21 protein-coding genes and 1 pseudogene are annotated in these 17665 nt (G+C 42.2%); 3 read left to right on the forward strand and 19 right to left on the reverse strand.

Going from position 1 to position 17665, the window contains the following annotated elements:
* Positions 1-1015: 1015 nt before the first annotated feature.
* The 11 genes from C9I99_RS21330 to C9I99_RS21370 all read right to left on the reverse strand — a co-directional run bounded on the left by C9I99_RS21330 (position 1016) and on the right by C9I99_RS21370 (position 7056).
* Positions 1016-1297: a hypothetical protein gene (locus tag C9I99_RS21330; protein WP_107350859.1), complete on the reverse strand. Its 282-nt coding sequence runs from the start codon at positions 1295-1297 to the stop codon at positions 1016-1018.
* A gap of 12 nt (positions 1298-1309) precedes the next feature.
* Complete coding sequence (locus C9I99_RS21335; RefSeq protein WP_107350860.1) at positions 1310-1738, reverse strand: hypothetical protein; 429 nt, start codon at positions 1736-1738, stop codon at positions 1310-1312.
* A gap of 57 nt (positions 1739-1795) precedes the next feature.
* Positions 1796-2158 (reverse strand): hypothetical protein, encoded by a 363-nt coding sequence (locus tag C9I99_RS21340; RefSeq protein WP_107350861.1) that lies wholly within the window; start codon positions 2156-2158, stop codon positions 1796-1798.
* Between the two features lie 194 nt (positions 2159-2352).
* A complete protein-coding gene (locus C9I99_RS21345; RefSeq protein WP_107350862.1) occupies positions 2353-2568 on the reverse strand; it encodes a hypothetical protein in 216 nt (71 codons plus the stop codon).
* On the reverse strand, positions 2565-3320 hold the full coding sequence (locus tag C9I99_RS21350; RefSeq protein WP_133638279.1) for a site-specific integrase: 756 nt from the start codon (positions 3318-3320) through the stop codon (positions 2565-2567). Before C9I99_RS21350 ends, C9I99_RS21345 begins: the two co-directional genes overlap by 4 nt.
* A 474-nt stretch (positions 3321-3794) precedes the next feature.
* Positions 3795-4175 (reverse strand): hypothetical protein, encoded by a 381-nt coding sequence (locus C9I99_RS21355; RefSeq protein ID WP_133638278.1) that lies wholly within the window; start codon positions 4173-4175, stop codon positions 3795-3797.
* Between the two features lie 60 nt (positions 4176-4235).
* A complete protein-coding gene (locus tag C9I99_RS27250; protein ID WP_166645498.1) occupies positions 4236-4403 on the reverse strand; it encodes a hypothetical protein in 168 nt (55 codons plus the stop codon).
* A gap of 78 nt (positions 4404-4481) precedes the next feature.
* Positions 4482-4922 (reverse strand): hypothetical protein, encoded by a 441-nt coding sequence (locus C9I99_RS21360; RefSeq protein ID WP_107350865.1) that lies wholly within the window; start codon positions 4920-4922, stop codon positions 4482-4484.
* An 83-nt stretch (positions 4923-5005) separates the two neighbouring features.
* Positions 5006-5140 (reverse strand): hypothetical protein, encoded by a 135-nt coding sequence (locus C9I99_RS27590; RefSeq protein ID WP_275937937.1) that lies wholly within the window; start codon positions 5138-5140, stop codon positions 5006-5008.
* Between the two features lie 141 nt (positions 5141-5281).
* Positions 5282-5845 (reverse strand): hypothetical protein, encoded by a 564-nt coding sequence (locus tag C9I99_RS21365; protein WP_133638277.1) that lies wholly within the window; start codon positions 5843-5845, stop codon positions 5282-5284.
* The gene (locus C9I99_RS21370) at positions 5842-7056 is read right to left on the reverse strand and encodes a GIY-YIG nuclease family protein (protein WP_107350867.1); all 1215 of its coding nucleotides are present in this window, start codon (positions 7054-7056) and stop codon (positions 5842-5844) included. Before C9I99_RS21370 ends, C9I99_RS21365 begins: the two co-directional genes overlap by 4 nt.
* Positions 7057-7182: 126 nt before the next feature.
* Between C9I99_RS21370 and C9I99_RS21375 the strand changes: the two genes are divergently transcribed.
* Positions 7183-7653 (forward strand): hypothetical protein, encoded by a 471-nt coding sequence (locus tag C9I99_RS21375; RefSeq protein ID WP_107350868.1) that lies wholly within the window; start codon positions 7183-7185, stop codon positions 7651-7653.
* Positions 7610-8734, forward strand: coding sequence for a tyrosine-type recombinase/integrase (locus C9I99_RS21380; RefSeq protein WP_133638276.1), 1125 nt, complete (start codon positions 7610-7612; stop codon positions 8732-8734). Before C9I99_RS21375 ends, C9I99_RS21380 begins: the two co-directional genes overlap by 44 nt.
* 158 nt (positions 8735-8892) lie before the next feature.
* On the opposite strand, the pseudogene C9I99_RS27720 reads toward C9I99_RS21380, so the two are convergent.
* From C9I99_RS27720 to C9I99_RS21405, 6 genes and pseudogenes are all read right to left on the reverse strand, one after another.
* A pseudogene (locus C9I99_RS27720) lies at positions 8893-9194 on the reverse strand (transposase); the annotation flags it as partial.
* A gap of 91 nt (positions 9195-9285) precedes the next feature.
* Positions 9286-9882, reverse strand: coding sequence for a hypothetical protein (locus C9I99_RS21390; protein ID WP_107350870.1), 597 nt, complete (start codon positions 9880-9882; stop codon positions 9286-9288).
* 518 nt (positions 9883-10400) lie between these two features.
* Entirely contained in the window at positions 10401-11111 is a 711-nt protein-coding gene (locus C9I99_RS21395; protein ID WP_107350871.1) for a hypothetical protein, read from the reverse strand.
* An 879-nt stretch (positions 11112-11990) separates the two neighbouring features.
* Positions 11991-12305: a hypothetical protein gene (locus C9I99_RS21400; protein WP_107350872.1), complete on the reverse strand. Its 315-nt coding sequence runs from the start codon at positions 12303-12305 to the stop codon at positions 11991-11993.
* Positions 12306-12496: 191 nt separating this feature from the next.
* Complete coding sequence (locus C9I99_RS27725) at positions 12497-12754, reverse strand: DUF6884 domain-containing protein (RefSeq protein WP_425320614.1); 258 nt, start codon at positions 12752-12754, stop codon at positions 12497-12499.
* 252 nt (positions 12755-13006) lie between these two features.
* Positions 13007-13807, reverse strand: a complete 801-nt coding sequence (locus tag C9I99_RS21405) for a hypothetical protein (protein WP_107350873.1) — start codon at positions 13805-13807, stop codon at positions 13007-13009.
* A 695-nt stretch (positions 13808-14502) separates the two neighbouring features.
* Here C9I99_RS21405 and C9I99_RS21410 point away from each other — a divergent pair.
* Positions 14503-16107: a phosphoadenosine phosphosulfate reductase domain-containing protein gene (locus C9I99_RS21410; RefSeq protein WP_107350874.1), complete on the forward strand. Its 1605-nt coding sequence runs from the start codon at positions 14503-14505 to the stop codon at positions 16105-16107.
* A 72-nt stretch (positions 16108-16179) separates the two neighbouring features.
* Here the strand turns inward: C9I99_RS21410 and C9I99_RS21415 are convergent, their stop codons facing one another.
* Both C9I99_RS21415 and C9I99_RS27595 read right to left on the reverse strand, forming a co-directional pair.
* Entirely contained in the window at positions 16180-16512 is a 333-nt protein-coding gene (locus C9I99_RS21415) for a hypothetical protein (protein WP_107350875.1), read from the reverse strand.
* Between the two features lie 452 nt (positions 16513-16964).
* On the reverse strand, positions 16965-17096 hold the full coding sequence (locus C9I99_RS27595) for a hypothetical protein (protein WP_275937936.1): 132 nt from the start codon (positions 17094-17096) through the stop codon (positions 16965-16967).
* Positions 17097-17665: the final 569 nt, after the last annotated feature.

Below are 17665 nucleotides of genomic sequence, written 5' to 3' on the forward strand. Positions count from 1 at the left end.
GAACTAACAGACTCTGATAGATGAAATAGGTTTTGCTCCAACTAGGCATTAACGGCCAATCAAGCTTGAAAATAAAAGTATCGCCCCGAAAAATGAGAATAGCTGCACAAGGTTTTTCTTCTTGAATACGCAGCTTCCATGTTTTCCATTTCCCATACGTAGTTACTGTCATTCTGAGATGATATCAGTGTACTTAATCTTCTTGCTTGCCTCTTACTCATGTCATAAAGGCCCTGTGATTTCTGTAGGCACGTCAACGGAATAGTCCCGCTCAGAAGCCATACATCAATGGTGGCCACTTTCGAAAATCCAGTTAATGCGGAATGCTGAACCTCTTTTCAATGCTGTCCTTTCGCTTTTTCGGTAAATGCGGAATTTATTTTCCTCTTTTGTGGCTTCAGTCCCGCTCAGACGCCATACATCAATGGTGGCCACTTTCGAAAATCCAGTTAATGCGGAATGCTGAACCTCTTTTCAATGCTGTCCTTTCGCTTTTTCGGTAAATGCGGAATTTATTTTCTCTTTTATGGCTTCAGTCCCGGTTCTGTCCGGCCATGGAGTCCCTTAAATTTTGTGGTAGTTCTCAGGGTGCTCCCCAACACTTCGAGGAGCAAAGCCCAACGCATTAAGGAGTAGAACACCACACTTAAATCAATAAGAGAGTGATTTTTCCTTGATGATTATTTATAACTTTTATCGTTATCAATGTTGATTTTGTCTATATCAATTGTGTTTAACTCAACGAACCAGTTATCCAAGCCTACTGTTCCTTGTTCTCGAAACGTCTTCGACTCAGAGCCCAATCCACAACTAAACAAACAATAGCTAAAAAACACACAAACGCGGTGATTATTTCCCATTGCAGAAATTTATATGGTAGGTCTAAAACAAAAGCTAACAATATAACTGGCAACATCATTAGTAATGCCATTGTCACCGCAAAAATTCTACTTTTAAACTCAATATTCATTGGGATTGCGATCTCATTTATCAAATTAGACGAGTGATCAGTTTCCTACATGTGCTTAAGCAGGTTTAGATCGTTGTCACGACCTGTTTCCTTTAGCAGTTTCGCCATAGCTTGGGCGTAGGTATTGCCATCACCTTTAGGCTGAATCACCGCTACCTTATGGCCTCGCTTTTCTAACTGGATGCGCTCCGCATCAGCTTCTTTAGTTATGAGATTCATTGCAGTGCTGTTCATTTGAATACCAAGCATAGGCTGAACGTAGTACCCCGCCAGGTCACCATCTTCGACCAGCTGCCAGTGTTTAAGATTTTTAATATCAAATTCCATAAGTGATGTTTCCTACATTGCACTAAATTGTTGAAAAACGTTTTTGAGAGCCGAAAGTACGGCTACCGAACCCAAAACTATGACCGGCACGGCTGAGAAATACCTCATCCGCATCTCTTTAATGAACTTCATGCTTAAACAATATGTCGCTATGAGTCCTGTTACCGATACCTGAATATTTAGGCTGGTGGGAGCGAGGTCACTTGCTAGGATCTTGAAAAATAGTGCAACGAAAAATGCCATAGCGAAAAAAGCACCATAGAAGAGCGCATTAGCAGGTCGGATTGCCAGCACTAGCGCGATAGCAATTAGATATGGTTCGGTAAAGATCCCTTGAAAACCAGATGTAGCAAAAATTATTTGTATAAAGCAAGCGATTGCTAGCCCTACTGTGAAGATCCACAGATCACGTTTGGATGTTCCATTTATAGATAGTTGCATCTCTTTTCCCTATTCGCAGGTGGCGCGCCACCCAGCCAGTTTCCCACGTTAAAGAATTCAATCGTTATTGGCAGAATCGAATGCATTCATTGATTCAAGCATCGATGAGGCATGTTCACTAACCGCCACTCGGAAACCTGCCATTGCTTCGTTTAGCTCGTTGCACTGCTCTGTATCTTTGTTCTCGCAATTCGCCATAGCTTGGTTCCACATTTGAACCGTTTCTCCATCTGGGTCAAGTATTTGACCTAGCTTTGCATGCATGTCTCTTTGATCGTTCAAATACTGCTTATGTTCATTGAGTCGAGTTTGGATTTGCTTAAAACTCTGCTGTATTTTGTCTGTCTCTGCTTCTTTTGCTGCATCAGTACAAGCAGTTAAACTAAAGAGGCCAAGTGCTGTGATTATTATTTTTTTCATTTTTACTCCAAGTGATTATGGTAAATATACAATGTTAATCGTAAGGAATAGATGAAACCGGAAACATTTTTTGGAAATTTAAGTTTTCCATTAGATTTTTCCTATTTGCCGGGGCCAAGCTAAGCAGCCCAGTTTCCTAAGCGTTAAGTCTAAATTCACCGTCAATTGTACACGTCTAGGCGTGTACTGCAAGTTTATTTGGTTACTTTGTATGCGTTTTTTATTTCAGCATCCCAATTTGAGTATCTTGTTACGCCGTTTTGAATCGCAGACTTTTTGGCGTTCAAAATCACTGTCGCCTCGGTTTGTGAGCGACCTTCTACAAGTACTAATTTTGCAGCTTTATATGCAATAGACTCGCGTTGACCTCTAATGATCTTGTTAATCAGCTCAAGTTCATCGATTGTCATTTAAACATCCCCTTCGATTTTATTCTGAGGTCATTCCAATTAATGTCTGTGTACTCAGCTTGACTGCGAATATCGCGATGATGGAGCAAGTTCTTGATTATCTCACGTAGCTCACTGTCAGAGTGTTTATTGCCGAGTACTTTAGATGCCAAACGAGCCAGTGTATGACGCCCTGTGTGACTGCTACATCCAGCGTGACCATAATCTTTATAGAGCTTCTTGATCGTGTTCTGAAGTGACGTACAAACAGAGTACTCCTTTCCAGACACTACTTTGGTTTGCATGGCGAACGGCTGCCAATCGCCGTGATGAAAGCTCATGAAAACGCGACTGTTCGGATTAAGCCCGCGATAGAGATCTTGGTTCTTTCCTGTGAAATTCATGCCTATTCTGTGTTTGACCCGAAGATCTAACCATCTATCAATGTAATAGCGCTCCTTATCAATGATCACGGGAGCTAAGATAGACTTTGATCCCTTTGTACCGCTCGAAGCAATGCGAGTGAGCTTCATTAGGTCCCCGTTTGGATATAGAGCCTCCTTTATCATCCAGCTAGATACTTCAATCGCCCTAAATCCAGACCCTAGCGTAGTCCAAAGCATTGCTTGGTTACGTGATGCGATCAGGGGATCGACCCCTTCGTTATCTAGCCTGTCTATGAGGCTGTCAAAATCATCGAGTGAAATCGTATCAGGTTGCTTAACTTGTTTTAGCTTGGGCGGGTTGAACACCCACTTAAATTCTTCGGTCATAAATATATGTAGGAAATAGGTTTTCCTACATGATAGCGCATTATTTGACCACATTCACTAACTCATTGTTTTAGTTAATGCGTGCAGGAAACTCGTGGTACCGCTGGTGGCTAACCTTACCTAGCGTGGTCGGTTTGAGGGAGGTGGGAACTGGTGACACTATATTCCGAACCTGAACATGGAACCTAAATACCGCACTGATCACTTAATTGCTCACTCGTAAAACCTATTAACCTCTAACGCTCTTGTTGTTTACTTTAAGGGGATGTTGCTGCATTTGGTTGTGACAGTATTGCGAGATGCCATATTTTGAAGGGTTGTTAAGCCAGTTTGACCAAGTGCCATTCAAAACTTGTATCAGTTCTTCTGGTAGCTGTAGTGTGGAGTAGTTCATGAGAATTGAGTTAGCCCGATATCAAACAAAGTGTTATCGGGCTGATGATATAGGCATAGATAATGCCTATACAACGAAATTTATGCTGGGCAATCGACAGTAATAGTTGTTGCATTAAGGTGTGGCAGCTGTATGCCAGCAAATTCATCCAAGCTGACAAGCTCTTGAGTGACTTTTAAGCAAACGCTGGTTTCTTTGTCCAGGTATACAATTGATCCAGTCCAGAATTGGTCTCTTGTAACTTCTTGCTTAACATTACCGGTTTTGTCGGTAGTTGTTGTGATTTCGGCAAGGTATTCTGTGGGTATGGTTGCCTGCTCGATTTTCTCGAACCTTTCGCTTTCATCGAAGATGTTTGTATCTACTGCGAATGCTGAAGCTGAAGCTGAAGCCATAGCCATTGCTACGGTAAGTATTGCCTGTATTTTCATAGTGTTTGTACGTCCAGTGAGTAATTTCAAGAAAGGACAACCTTCCTCCTTTGCGGGAGGAAGGCTGCTGGTTTTGATTGGTTAGTTACCCTAGCCAACATTAGCACTGTTCTTTGAGACCATTGCAGTAGTTGCCTTCACGCCTTGCTTCAAATAATCGCCATAGGCTTCTTGTGGGCTTGTAGGAATGTTGATGCCAGTCAGTAGACCGATAACACCAGTAACGACCGCTAGGCCAATTGCTTTTTTTGTGAACATGTTTTCTCCAAAGTATGTTCGGGTTATATCGATAATAATTAAGCGGGTAAATTTGCAAGTCACTGCGGTTAGTTGTTGCTAACCTCTAGGCTTACATGTCACTGCTTTTTTCAGTGCCGCTAAAAAATGGAACTGATGTTCCAGCCCGTTCATCTTTGTAGAATCTAATAAAGCAATATCATCCCTTTCCAACAAATGCCGGTTTGCTTCGTCAGTAGACTTCAACACATAGGCCACTTGATACATCGCGCCACAGGTGCGGATATACATATCCAGAAAAGGTCGCGAATCCGAGTGTAAATTGCTCACTTGGGTACACGAATCGCTTGAATATTTCGTTGCCATCAGTTGGATCGAGTCATCACCGGGCAAAGTCGCAACACAGATTCGATTGTGTTGTTTCAGTTGCTTGTTGTGACTGTCTTCCGACGCGGCGATGTGGGTAATGTGTTGAAGCTTGTTCATGCTACGCACGAACAACTGGCTACCAACTACTGAATTTTCTAATGTCAGCTTCATGGTGGGTTCCTTATAAATTTGTAGCTCTTTCGAGTGGGGTTAAGCGTTTTTGAGGCCAAGTTTTCGCTTTGCGTATTCAATGTTCACGAAGTTGTCCAGCCGCCTTTGTAAAACTCAATAGCGGCTTCTTCCAACGTGATTAAACCTGCTTCAAAGTCAATTTTTGTTGACTCGTGAAAGCCTGGTATATCAAACGCTTTTGTATTTGAATTACTCATTGGTATGTTTCCTTATCAATTGTGACTCTTTCGAGTGAGGGCGTAACTCTTGCGAGAGACTAACCATAGGCCAGTTAGTCTTTTTAGGTAAGAGATAGCATTTTGCACTTATAGTGCCGGTACCGCAAGACCAACTATTGCTTAGTCTGAGTTGTTAAGTGCTTGTCTTAGAGCATCTTGTGCACGTTGAAACCGCAATATGGCTCGATACAGCTCAGGATTAGCTTCCTTTATTCTGTTCTTGTTTGATTTCCAGTCACTTAAATAGTCAACAATATCTGTTCGACCAAGGAATTGATACGCGTCAGTGGAGATATCATACATTACACCTTTGATATCTCGCTCGGCCTTTTCTGGTGCTTGGGCTGGTTGCTGACTACCGATTGGTTGGTAATGGAAGTATTGGTCTTTTGACATTTTCTTTTCAAGTCTTGGCGCTAACCACTCTTGAAATTCGGGCATGCTCTCTGCAGCAGCAACGTCTTTCCGATAGTAAACTTTGTACTTGCCTTGGCTTTGGGGCTTTCCGAGCCATTTAGCTATTTTAGAATCTGTCCAAAGTCGCTCGTTTTTCAGCCTCCAGACAGTGATAAAGCTACTGTGCCAAGCTGCGCTCTCTTCTTCTCGCTTTCGTTGTCCGTACGCCCTGCGCTCTGCGTCTGAGTACAGCGAAGGGCGACCATTCGAATTTGTGAACCACATCATTCATTACCTATGTTGTTTCGTTTCAGCGCCTTAGCTACTCTCTGTACCGTGTTGACGCTACGAGAAGTTGCTCTAGCGGTTGCTCTTATGCCGACGCCAGAATTCAGTTGGTCCACTATTTCAGAGTATTCGGACAATAGTTGATTGTCGGTCTTTGTCCTGCGCCCTGGCATAGAAGGTCGGTCAATTTTAAGTGCTTTTGGTATCCGGTAAGGCTCAGTATCTGACATTTTATGTATCTCAGCTTCAACGGTTTCTCGACAGTCAATGCTAAAGAACTCTGTAAATGAGCCCAGTGGTACTTGGTGGTGTCTGAACGCTCTGTGTGCAAGATGCTCTAGCCGACCACAGTGTTGCGCAACCGTTAGAACTTTACCAGACACATCTGGGGCTATATGCTTTAAATCAGAGATAACCTCTGTAAGTCTTAGTTCGACGTCCCTACCTGTCTTGCCTATCTTGATCAGCTTTCTATCGGTACCGTTAAACGTGCCGGTAAACTCCATTAAGTATAGTGTCTGTTGATTTATCGCTTCGATTCGTTGCTCATAAAAGCTAAGAATTTCAGGCTGATATTTGGATATCTTCCTGTGTTTGGCGTCGAGCCAATACCTTTGAGACTCATCTAGTTTAGAGAGGTCAGTGCCCCACTTGGTGGATTTATATTTGTGATAGGCTCGGTTGATCGTAGTGCTAGCTATTGATTTGGTATGTTGGAATTTTTTTTCTAAGTTCGATAGTGGCGAAAGGGCTTCGAAAAGCGCTATAAGCTTTGCAGATGGCCTGTAGTTTTCATCAAGGAAGTCGGGATCTAACTTGTTGAGGTTATTAACCACTGCCGTGAACTCAGGAGAGAACTGGTGTTTGACATCAATGATCCCCATAACTTCCAGCCGATCGATTGCGCTTTGCATGCCAGTCCAGCGGAAGATTGATTTATGAGTGTACTGTTGCCGCCTATCTAAATATTTAAGCTCATTGCTATCAAGAACGTCGAATGTATCGATTGTCGGTAACTCACTGTTAGCAATGGCGTCAACTGACGATTGGCACGTTTCATTCGAATGAGCAAAGTGGTGTGCCTTTAAGTTGCCTTTTTTGGCCGTTAGCTGATCGCCGCAGAAGGGGCAGTATAGTTCTGACTTGCCACTTCTAACTTCTGAGACGGAAACCCAGCTCCCGCCTTTATCTCTGCCAATAGTCAGATACATACTAAAACTCTCAATTTGACCGTATCATGATACACAATGAGCACTGTATCACGATACACACTATTCTAATGCTAGCCCAATCAAATTTATGGTAACATTCTCCGAAACTAACTAATTTGGATCGGTATGGTAGAAGCAATAACAATTCAAGCGCTAAACTATATTGCAGACGAGTGCTATTGGTTAAGTACGCGAGATGAAGAGGCGCGTCACATACTCTTAGCGAATGTTAGCTATAAAGCATGGAATGAAAACCGTCTAGCTAGTTGCCTGTCTGCTCATCGTGACGGTGTGGAGCTCCCGCCTGTTGTTTCTGTTGAATACAGAGTTAGTGAAAATAGTTTTTACTCTCTCTCTGATGGCCAACATCGTTGCTCGGCAGCCGCGGCTAATGGATACGTCGAAATACTTTCCTATGTTCGCGGTGTTTACGAAATCTGTGCTGCAGATTTTGTTATTAACGAAAACACCTTGTGGAAGCGTGGCGACGAGGGCTGGATGCCAGTTAACCTTGAACCGCTAGAACCTACATTGATTACGGAATTTAACCGCATTGGAATTAAAAACTACCGCAGAAATAGTAGCGCGAGAGCCTAGCCATGCTGGTGGCCAGCTCTCCGTAGTTGGTGATCACCTTGTGAAAGCTAATCAGGTTCGGGCTATTCGCCCTAGCGATGTTGCTAGTGCGATAGAGAAAGCAAAACAAGAACATCATCGGTTTGAAGATGACCCGGTGTTGCACCAAGCTATTGAGCACCTACTTGGTGAGTTTGAGAAACGCAAATCGCGGTACGCGCCATCGACTATAAAAAGGCTGAATAATGGCTGGGGTAAGTTCGTGCAGTGGTGTATCGATAATCGCTATCGGTCCCTACCAGCATCAGCCGATTCCGTCGAAGAGTTTTTTCATGCTCATGACCACCAGCACCGGAATACATTAGGCGTATATCGTTGGGCAATCGGTAGGATGCATGATGCTGTTGGCTGCCCTAACCCATGTCTTGACCTATTTGTGACAGATACCCTTGCAGGCATAGTGCGAACTAAAGTGATTAACCGAGAGGGCATCAATCAGGCTTCTGGTTTTCGCATCCAACACCTTGAAAGACTTCGAGAGTTGTATCGAAACAGTGAGAATGTGAATGAACTGCGTGCATTAAGTATTGCTTCAGTGGCTTATGACACTTTGTTACGGGAAGCGGAACTAGTTAATATCCAGTTCAGAGATATTGCATTCCAACCTGATGGTTCGGCTAAGGTTACAGTTCCTATCACCAAAACCAATCACTCGGGTATTGCCGATGTTGCTGAAATTTCACCTGAGTCGGTTCAAATTTTGATTGCATACTGGAACAGTTCGCAACTACAAGCGGACAAATGTAATTACATTTTTGCAGCTACTACAAAATATGGTTTAGCTCGTAAGCCCAAGTTTGATAAAGAAATTGATGAGTATGTCTATCAGAGGTTATCTACTCGCAGTATTGAGAAAACCTTCGGAGATATATGGGAAGATCTAGGAGGCCCACTGGTTTGTGAGAAAAAATTCTCAGGCCATAGTGGTCGGGTTGGTCGCGCTCAAGACTCGTTTAAGCAAGGTAAATCCACGCTGCAGATACAGCAATTGGGTCGATGGTCTAGCGAGCAAATGGTGATCAGATATTGTCGGGCGGCTTAGTCGATAGTTTTAGCACCCTCTCTTATTACGCGTCAGCGACCAACGCCGGTCTCACTGGATACAGTTGAAGAGTTTTACCATGCTCACGATCACCAGCAACGAAACACTTTAGGCGTATATCGGTGGGAGGTCGGTAGAATGTATGCCAGTCTACCGACCCCGCAGCTTTTTCCTATTTGTTCAGAGCTTTCAGTAGCCGCGCCCGTGCTATGTTGATGTGATCGGACAATAAAGCCATTTAAAATGACCCATTCAAAATCGGCAGTACTTGATAACTGGTTGAAAAAATTAGCTAAGACACCTTTCTTGACTAAAGATTAAAACGCCTGTAGACAGTACTCCATTCACCAAACTCTTGAGGTAAATCTCGCCATGGGATGCCTGTACTCGTTCGATAGCGTATTCCTTCAAAAGTCATTCTGTGCTCAGGCTTATCGTAAATACGACCTGTGCTCTTCATAACTTGTAGCAGCAGTTAACATTGTTCTTGGCGAAAGACATTATAAATTCTTGTATGTCGTTCAAAAACAATCACGAAAGATCAACGCGCCCTAGTCTTTCCAGCATAACTCATATCGACTGTTTTTCACATGTTTCCCTTTACGGTACTCCGTGCCTTTTATATTTCTCCAGTTATCAAGGTCATACCAACCTTGAGCATTGGAGTAGATAACTGGCATGTTGAACACTCTAATTCCCCATTGGGATATATCTACGAAATGTCCATATTCACCGCCGGAACCGCTGTAATACAAATAGTCACATGTTTCTGTAATTGGTGGCGGCCTGTTCTCTAGTGCGGTTATGCGTGAGTTGTGTTTGCTCCTTGTTGTAGATAGCGATGACGTCATGTTATTGGAATTGATAATATTGGTTGCGTTTGTTGCAATTGAGGTTTTGTTGTTGTCTATAGAGCTTGTAGTCGTAGCGATGTTAGTGCCTAAGTCGGTAACTGAATTTAGGTTCGACTGCGTGACGATGCTATTTGTTCCGCGAGGCGGGGTGCTATAAGTACCGACATTTGTGGTGCGCGAGGAAGCATTGGAATGGTTATTTTTGATGCTCTCAATAGCCGCATTCGATAAAGTTGATATCATCAATAGTGGCATCAGCATCGTCATCGTCGCCACTTTCTTAGTTAATTGCATGGGGAGGTGGTTTCCTAATTGATTTGTTCGAGGTTGAGGGGGGCTATCGCCGTGATCGAAGTAAAGGCACACAAAGCTCGCATCCTAGTGTGCTTGGGGATTAAGGCTGTACGCCTTGGGCTTTTACTCATGGAGAGCACTAGACAAAGAAAAAGCAGTCTAGTATTTTTATGATAATTTACGTGTTGGGTGGTTTCTCGTCAACACGTTATATAGGGTTTCTTTATTTGATAGTCTGATTATTTCAGTTATTTTTAAATCCGCTTACCCACTATCACTAACCTTGCCAATTCCAGTTAACTTTGCCTAGCTGTGTGATTGTTACACCATCGAATATATGGGTGTTATACTCCCAAAGTTCCAGTTTGCATTGTCGATGTTTGCTCACCCAAAGAACGCCGTTTGGCAGCAACGCTTGTAATGCCATTCGTTGCATAATGTGTTCAATCTAACTACAAACCTGCCCCCTTGGAGGGGAGCAGGAAGTTTTACTCGTTCATAGGATTATAATAACTGAATTATAGCCTTCTTATTATAATAGTTCTTTTTGCGCCCCTTACTGTCGGAATGCAAAAGTTAGCATCATTAGTGGTTAGTATTCGGGTCGAGCCCACATGTTGTAACTTCGTTGTAAAACTCTTTCCTGTTTCTAAACAGTGAACGGAAAATGAAGCACCAACAATTGCAGTCCCATTACTAAAGTGAAATGTTGTGTTATTCAATCTTTGGATTTTGGAAATATAAAGGCCGCTAATTATATTAGAGGATATACTTGCGTTTGGATCGGTGATTGGGTGACCATAGCCCCAGTACCGTCTATTGGCATGCATATCATTATATGTTCCAACAGTCATTATAATTCTGTCATCTGGTATCGGAGGTGGTCTATTTTCTAAAGCATGAATACGATTTTTATGATTGTCGTATGTTGCTTGAATGGATACAGTATTGTTTGAAGCGTTTGTTACCTGGTTTTTATTGTTTTCAATATCACTTATATTGTTAGCTATCGATTGAGTCGTTTCAGCTACACTTGTATCTAATTCAGCGAGCGAAGATGATAGTGATTGTGAGTTAAGCCCGTGAGCAGTTATTTCGCTGCTAACAGTGTTAGTGGGCATGTGAATCGAGCGATTGATATGTCCATCCCGTATGGTCTGGACACCCGCATGTGGTGCGTTTGTAACTGTCAGTAGTAACAAGGCTATAGCTTTCTTTATGAGGTGCATTACGAGCTCCTGCTAGGGTTAGGCTGATTAGTGACGTATGGCATGCGTTATGAGATTGGTAGACGAACATCACATAGGCGATGTGTCTACATGTATTGGCGTGTAAGGATTGGGACCTTAGGAGCTTTATCTAAACCTGAGTGTCAGATTTATAAAGCCGTATTGACTTTATAAAATAAACACGTGAACTTATTTAGTCAATATTCATAACTACAATATGTGATTTTTTATTTTCTATTGTTTTGAAAGGTAATAAAGCGAACGTTCCACGTTATATTGGTGTCGAGGCATTTAATATTTACCCATTCCTAATAATCCCCCCACCTAATAAGGATTATGCTTTCCCTGTATTCTTCTTACTCTCTTATGGTTAGTGTAGTATTATAAATTCCGAAAGGACTAATCTATACTAACCAACAGTTAACCACTGTACTCTTTGTTTAGACCTTATTTGTTTTGTAGGTGTATGCTCAAAAATGCTATGCCGCCAGCCAGTCGTTTAAATCGCGGTTATCAACCATGTCGAAAAGCATATACAGTTTAAGGTAAATTTACATGTCTAATTTTGATCAGTTTTTGACTGAACAAGCTTGCTATGGAGTATTTACTGCTGAAGGTATGCACATTCTAGTGGCATATAATGTGATGCTGTTCGAGGGAGCTCGTTAAGCCTCAAGATAGCTTTCACCGCCGGAACGTGGCTGATTATCTTACAGATGTTCGCTACCACCGCTCGGAATTAGAAACTACCACTAAAGCACTTACAGCAAGCAATCGGCAATGTTCTTGGTTTGTCGGGAGGAGTAGATAGTAGTGTGCTTGCTGGCGTTCTTCTTCCCATGCACCCCGATCTCGACATTAGCAGCATCAAGTTTCCTCTTAAGCGGCAATTGGCAGTTGAGCCAGGTCGGTCTTACTAAATAGTTCAACGATGACTTTATGGCGTTTATCGTCTGTTGATAAATGGTCGTACAACATTGAGCAACGGAAATTCTCGTAATACCAGTGCTTTAGTTTTTCAAAAATATCACGTTCGACTAGTGGTGAGTAGGACAGCAACTGCCATGCGTGCTCTATTGCTTCATCTTTATCATTGAAGTCACGGTAATCAACAGTCAAATGGGGCATGGTCATATTCCAGAGGCAGTACCACATAGCCGTTTCAGCTTGTAGTAATTCGTAGAACCCATCCATGACAAGGCCGTAAGCATTACCGTCACTATTCTCAACTATTGGAGTATCCCGCGGTGGTTCCGGCTTTCATAAATGCAGTCATATTGAGCCAGTGTCGCACTAGATAGAGACTCTTTATATGAGTCCCACACTTCCATGTATTTGCGTGTAAGCATCACGTACAATTCGCCAGAGGCGGCTTTAAGGGCTTTTTATGATGACTTTCGGGTGCGTATTACTAGCTTATTAGTATCAACATCTTCGATGTAAGTATCGTATGGCTCTAGGTTGTCGTTGCCAGAGATGATGCCATGTTCAGCACTAAGAACTAACACGTTGATGCGCGCATTGGAAGTTGAGAGGTGCTTGCGGATCATGTTGAATGTAGTGTTGTCGTATAAGTCTATGGCTTTCGCTGGAGTTGAAATTTTATTCTCGCAGCAGTTTACCAGTATGGTGATGTCTCGTATTGCCGTAAGCCTCTATCTATTGGGTTGAGGTTTAATGATAATGCGGTTGATGATTTGTCAATTGTGGCTAGGTCGGATTAGATTATTCTTGTGACTTATAGTGCCAGTCACGAGCACTGGAGCCAAATTATGTCCCAGAGCAATAAATGGTAGTTTCTTTAGTAAGGATAGAGCAGAAGTAATTGCTTCTGCCCTGAGTAGATTTACTTGTAGAATATTTGTTAATAAAGACTATGGCCATAAGCCAAAATATTATTTGAAATCAATGGCTTTACATATATCATACATCCTTACGTGCCCATTGTTATTATACCGGTTGGTGCCAAATTTATAATATTCTCCTTCGTGGAGGTTCCAATCAGTGGAGTTGGAAATCTTGAATTCTTTTTTCTCGAAATAAACTGTGTTGCCTTGGTTTGTTGCGGTAAGACCGTATTTCTTTTGGTCATTATTTGCTGTTTCATAGTAACACTCTGTAATAGGTTCAGGAATTATCACATCTGAGTAACAAATCTCATAAAGATGAATATAGTTGCTACTAATAAGCTTTCCTCGGCGGAAGGACTTACCATCTATTGTCTCCCAAAGCACATTACTAAGCATGGTGTCTTTCTTTATTGTTTTCCCGTTAAATATGACTTCAGGGCTAGCATATCCGCTTTTTATGGTGTTTTTAGAGTCATAAATACACTGGGGGTTGGGAACCGGAGCCGTTTCAAGGGAGTTGATTCTAGCGGCATGGTCGTTATGAGTACGGGATAACGTATTTAAATCTGAAGAGGTATAGGATATATTATTTTTATTACTTAATATATTGTTTGAATTTGATATAAGTTTCTCGTGGACTTCATTTATAGACCCTGAGAGTGAAACATTTTGTTCATAAATTGAACCTGTATCAATACCAGGATCATCAGGGTGTCCTTGAGTAAAAACAGTTGGTTGTTGTGTTTGAGAGCTCCTTACGGAATCAACTCCCGCATTTGAGAAAAATGATGCCGTCAATAGCGATATCATTAGCGACATTGCCGATACTTTCTTTATAAGTTGCATAATCTTGCTTTCCTGAGTGGGTTGTTACTTAGTTAAGGAGCGGATGGCCTTGAACTCGACTAAATCGAGGGGAGCGCAGAGTTTTTGCTGAAAAGTCAGAAAACATTGGCTAGAGAGGTGGCTTAGTGGTTTAGTGCCTTGGGCTTTGACTCGTTATGAGTACTAGATTGGGAAAGCTATCTAGTATTTATACAATAATGTAAGTTTAAGAAACTTAATAGTCAATATATTGTGGGATGACGGCTTGCCGATTTGTTCCTATATGGCTGATTTTAACCTTCCTAGCTCAACCTTGCCAATGTCGCCACGATAGAATATCCTACTTATATTGTTCGCGTTTGCGACCAGCGATACTAGAGGCTTGATGTATTGACCAGTGATGGCCAGCCTACTCCGAAAGGATCTTCATATAGACACCCTCTGCAGTTTAATGCTGCTTCAATTGCCACTTCCCTACCCTTGCTGGTATATGTGGAATTATCTACCGCGACTATGTGGTGCTTCTTACTACCGAAAGGTTTATTTTAAATTTTATGGATTATCACTATGTTGAATCTTGGAGAGTTTTAACTGAACAAGCTTGCCACGAAGTAATGCTGGTATAGCTAAAGCTCAGTAATTACCACTTCAATCCACTGTGCACTTTTTATGGCGCACTAACCATGCCGAAAGGCCTATAATCAAGAGGAAACACAATGGGCGAAATGTACCCAATTAATGTAGTCGCTGAACCAACTAAGCATGACTTGGTTAGAAACGTAATACTCAAGCATATACCTAACTACAATTATCACCCAGATACTTCGAACAATAAGAAACACGTTCTTGGTCTTTCAGGTGGCGTAGATAGCAGCGTGCTTGCTGCTGTTCTACTCTGCATGCACCCCGAGATCGATTGGACGATTATCTTCACGGACACACTCGATGAACCAAAAGAGTGTTATGCCATATTGGACACAATTGAAAGTTTATTTGGTGTAAAGGTAAATCGTTTAGTTCCTGAGCTTGGACTGTTCGGGAAGTTTTACTGGGACATCGAGAAGACCGGGAAAGCGTTTTTGCCAAGTCCTAAAGCACGATTTTGTACTGGGCTTTATAAAGTGAAACCGTGGAACGATTTTCTCAAGAGTGATGTGTTGACTTCTGATGATGATATTTGTGTCGCCTATGCGGGGATCAGGTTTGATGAGCGTCATCGCCGCGGCATTTTAGGCATAGATCGCGTCGAAACTGATTTCCCATTTGTTAGCTTGAAAGTTGAGCGTTCAGCTGTGATGGCCATTGCAGCCGAACTTAACTTGCTCAGTGCTACATATTATCGGGGAAGGAGTAGATCAGGCTGTGAGCGTTGCGTGTTTCTCAGTCAGAATGAGTTGGTAGCTCTTCGCACTTGGGATCCTGCAAAATTCGCTGAAGGCGGGTTGGTAGAGAAGCTTAGTGAAGATGTTCAAGCTGCATTTTCACAGGATCGTTTTACTAGCAAATCACGTGGTTTTTACACTAGCTGGCCGCTGTCTTCGTTGATTCTTGATGGTAAGGATGCTTATGTTGAGCAAACTCTTCTTGGGCCGCAATCGTTAGACCGACAGGGTGTTAACTGGGACTTTTTCAATCAGCCTCATAAAGAACCGAAGAAAAAGCCTCAAGCGCCTAAGTCAGTTCCGGGGCAGATTGACATCGTTGGGTTCGATCAGTTGACTGAGAATGCTGAAACGAAAGGGAAGCAGAGTAAGGTTTTCTTTGTGGCTATTGAGAACTATGTGTCAGCGTCGCTATCGATGTTTGCTCAAGCGAAAAATGCTGTTTGGCAGCAACGTTTGATAAGTTACAGTACCAGTGTTTCAGGCATTACTAAACAGCTACGCAAATACATCTCGCACCGTCGTGAGGCTGCAGAAGGCTTTTGGTCTAGTCTTGCTAAGCATGATGAAGAGTCACATGTCACAATCCTGGCAATTGAGATTGATGGTGAGTATGTTCCGGACGTTAGTTACGACGATAGTTACACTTGGCAGAGTAGGTACAGCTACCAAGAGATTGATTACTATTGCTCTCTCTTCGAACGTATCGCTCACTTAGAAAGTTGTAAAGCAGTGATGTTAGAGCCTAGTGGTTATGACCATATCACTAAGACTGATAGCTCTTGCTTTTACGGCAATCACTACGGTGAGATCTCAAAGTTGGGTTCCATTATTGGCGTTGGGCACTTCAAACCGCCAGCTTATGCAGAGCTCGACATTGATGATGATAGCTACGATGGAGATATTAATACAATTCGTTGTGTAATGTGTTCAATCTAACTACATGAGCACGGACACCCATTATGGGTGCCGTGTTTTTTTCATTTTAATGTTACTTAGCCTTAGAGCGGATCACTTGTTTAGGTCGATGATGTAAAGCTCCTTGATATAGTCAACCATGTCTTGGAATTCCAAGGTTTCATAGTTAATTCCCTGGCAATACTTATTGATTATATATTTGTCATTTTCGATGGTGATTGAGTGCTCGGTAATGCTCTCGCCAACATAATCGTTTAGCCGGCTGATAGTTATTTCCGTATCGCCGCGAACTAGTGCCTGTTTAACTATATCGATAGTCTGGTGAAACATTGGCTCGGAGCTAGTCCTGATCATCCAGTTGCTCTCGCGATCTATGGCAGTTGCTAGGTTAATAAGTAGCGTAGATTTAAGTTTCGTTGCCGACATGGGGTATTCCTCTTGTTTGGTTTGAAACTTCATCATACTGGCCGTGAAAAACAGTCAAGCGGTCTAATTGACTAAATTTGGTTCCGATCGGAGGTTAACTTCGATTTATATCTTTATCTTGGTTACGAACTCATTCAAATTGAAGGGGTAAGATCGGTTAAAGGTTGGTCTGAAGCAAATTAGCTCATGACTCATAATGAATAGAGGATACATTGTATAGAGGTATGCAGGAGTATCTAGAGCGTTTGTATTTTACCACTGCTTTTGGCATTGCGCTTTATTGTATTTATGCACATCACTGTTACCACAGCTTAGCTTACCGGTAGATAATCTATTTTCAGTACCAACCTGAGAGGCACTACAAGCTGTATTTGCCGTAACAGCTGGAGGCGTTGTGTTAGTGTGGTGGCAAATTGATGTACCTGATATTTGTACCCACATATATTGTGGAATTATAGCGCATTGAACTCTTCCAAATTGGAAAAGGGGCTGCCCTGCTTGGCTTCCGCATTCCCACCGAGAATTGTTGTAAACTCGGTTTGCTTGACTTGCAGCGCAAGTTTGCCCTGGTCGTAGGCTTTCATTGAATGTCGTATCTCCATGATTAACTAATGTTGCGCAAGAGGTACTCGAGTAAGAAAGGTATCTATATACTTCTGGTGGCTCAACGGGCTTGTTTTCAAGCGCAGTTATCCGCTGGTTATGGTTAGTTCGTGTGTTGTTTAAACTGTTAGTGCTGGAGTTAAAATTGCTAATTGTATTAGTATTTGAACTTATTTGGCTCTGGTTCAAATCAATAGAATTAGCTGTGTACTTTATGTCATCTTGCAGTGATAGCTCTGACTGCATTAGAGAGTCGGTGACAATATCAACTGTTCGATGGGTGTCATCGACTATTACTGTTCGCTGTGATACTACATTGTTACGTATCTGATTGACGCTAGCAGCGGCACTAGTTGACAAAAAAATAGTTAGCAATAGGGCTAATTGATTCTTCCCGAATATCTTCATGATAAACCTTAGCTTTATCTGTGAAAAAGATTTGTTAAATAAAAGTTGGAATTTCATGGTGGGTAGTATTAACTACTGAAATCTAGATGGCGGTTTTGATTAACCGTAAAGTGGGCTTATACTCAAGGTGAGTGCTGAATTT

It is taken from the genome of Photobacterium lutimaris (genome assembly GCF_003025555.1).
Lineage (GTDB): Bacteria > Pseudomonadota > Gammaproteobacteria > Enterobacterales > Vibrionaceae > Photobacterium > Photobacterium lutimaris.

What these genes read in the sequence shown, in the direction of transcription:
- C9I99_RS21330 (WP_107350859.1), bottom strand. Translation starts at nt 1,297, where the DNA reads ATGGAATTTGATATTAAAAATCTTAAACACTGGCAGCTGGTCGAAGAT.
- C9I99_RS21335 (WP_107350860.1), bottom strand. Translation starts at nt 1,738, where the DNA reads ATGCAACTATCTATAAATGGAACATCCAAACGTGATCTGTGGATCTTC.
- C9I99_RS21340 (WP_107350861.1), bottom strand. Translation starts at nt 2,158, where the DNA reads ATGAAAAAAATAATAATCACAGCACTTGGCCTCTTTAGTTTAACTGCT.
- C9I99_RS21345 (WP_107350862.1), bottom strand. Translation starts at nt 2,568, where the DNA reads ATGACAATCGATGAACTTGAGCTGATTAACAAGATCATTAGAGGTCAA.
- C9I99_RS21350 (WP_133638279.1), bottom strand. Translation starts at nt 3,320, where the DNA reads ATGACCGAAGAATTTAAGTGGGTGTTCAACCCGCCCAAGCTAAAACAA.
- C9I99_RS27250 (WP_166645498.1), bottom strand. Translation starts at nt 4,403, where the DNA reads ATGTTCACAAAAAAAGCAATTGGCCTAGCGGTCGTTACTGGTGTTATC.
- C9I99_RS21360 (WP_107350865.1), bottom strand. Translation starts at nt 4,922, where the DNA reads ATGAAGCTGACATTAGAAAATTCAGTAGTTGGTAGCCAGTTGTTCGTG.
- C9I99_RS27590 (WP_275937937.1), bottom strand. Translation starts at nt 5,140, where the DNA reads ATGAGTAATTCAAATACAAAAGCGTTTGATATACCAGGCTTTCACGAG.
- C9I99_RS21365 (WP_133638277.1), bottom strand. Translation starts at nt 5,845, where the DNA reads ATGATGTGGTTCACAAATTCGAATGGTCGCCCTTCGCTGTACTCAGAC.
- C9I99_RS21370 (WP_107350867.1), bottom strand. Translation starts at nt 7,056, where the DNA reads ATGTATCTGACTATTGGCAGAGATAAAGGCGGGAGCTGGGTTTCCGTC.
- C9I99_RS21375 (WP_107350868.1), top strand. Translation starts at nt 7,183, where the DNA reads ATGGTAGAAGCAATAACAATTCAAGCGCTAAACTATATTGCAGACGAG.
- C9I99_RS21390 (WP_107350870.1), bottom strand. Translation starts at nt 9,882, where the DNA reads ATGCAATTAACTAAGAAAGTGGCGACGATGACGATGCTGATGCCACTA.
- C9I99_RS21395 (WP_107350871.1), bottom strand. Translation starts at nt 11,111, where the DNA reads ATGCACCTCATAAAGAAAGCTATAGCCTTGTTACTACTGACAGTTACA.
- C9I99_RS21400 (WP_107350872.1), bottom strand. Translation starts at nt 12,305, where the DNA reads ATGGATGGGTTCTACGAATTACTACAAGCTGAAACGGCTATGTGGTAC.
- C9I99_RS21405 (WP_107350873.1), bottom strand. Translation starts at nt 13,807, where the DNA reads ATGCAACTTATAAAGAAAGTATCGGCAATGTCGCTAATGATATCGCTA.
- C9I99_RS21410 (WP_107350874.1), top strand. Translation starts at nt 14,503, where the DNA reads ATGGGCGAAATGTACCCAATTAATGTAGTCGCTGAACCAACTAAGCAT.
- C9I99_RS21415 (WP_107350875.1), bottom strand. Translation starts at nt 16,512, where the DNA reads ATGTCGGCAACGAAACTTAAATCTACGCTACTTATTAACCTAGCAACT.
- C9I99_RS27595 (WP_275937936.1), bottom strand. Translation starts at nt 17,096, where the DNA reads ATGAAAGCCTACGACCAGGGCAAACTTGCGCTGCAAGTCAAGCAAACC.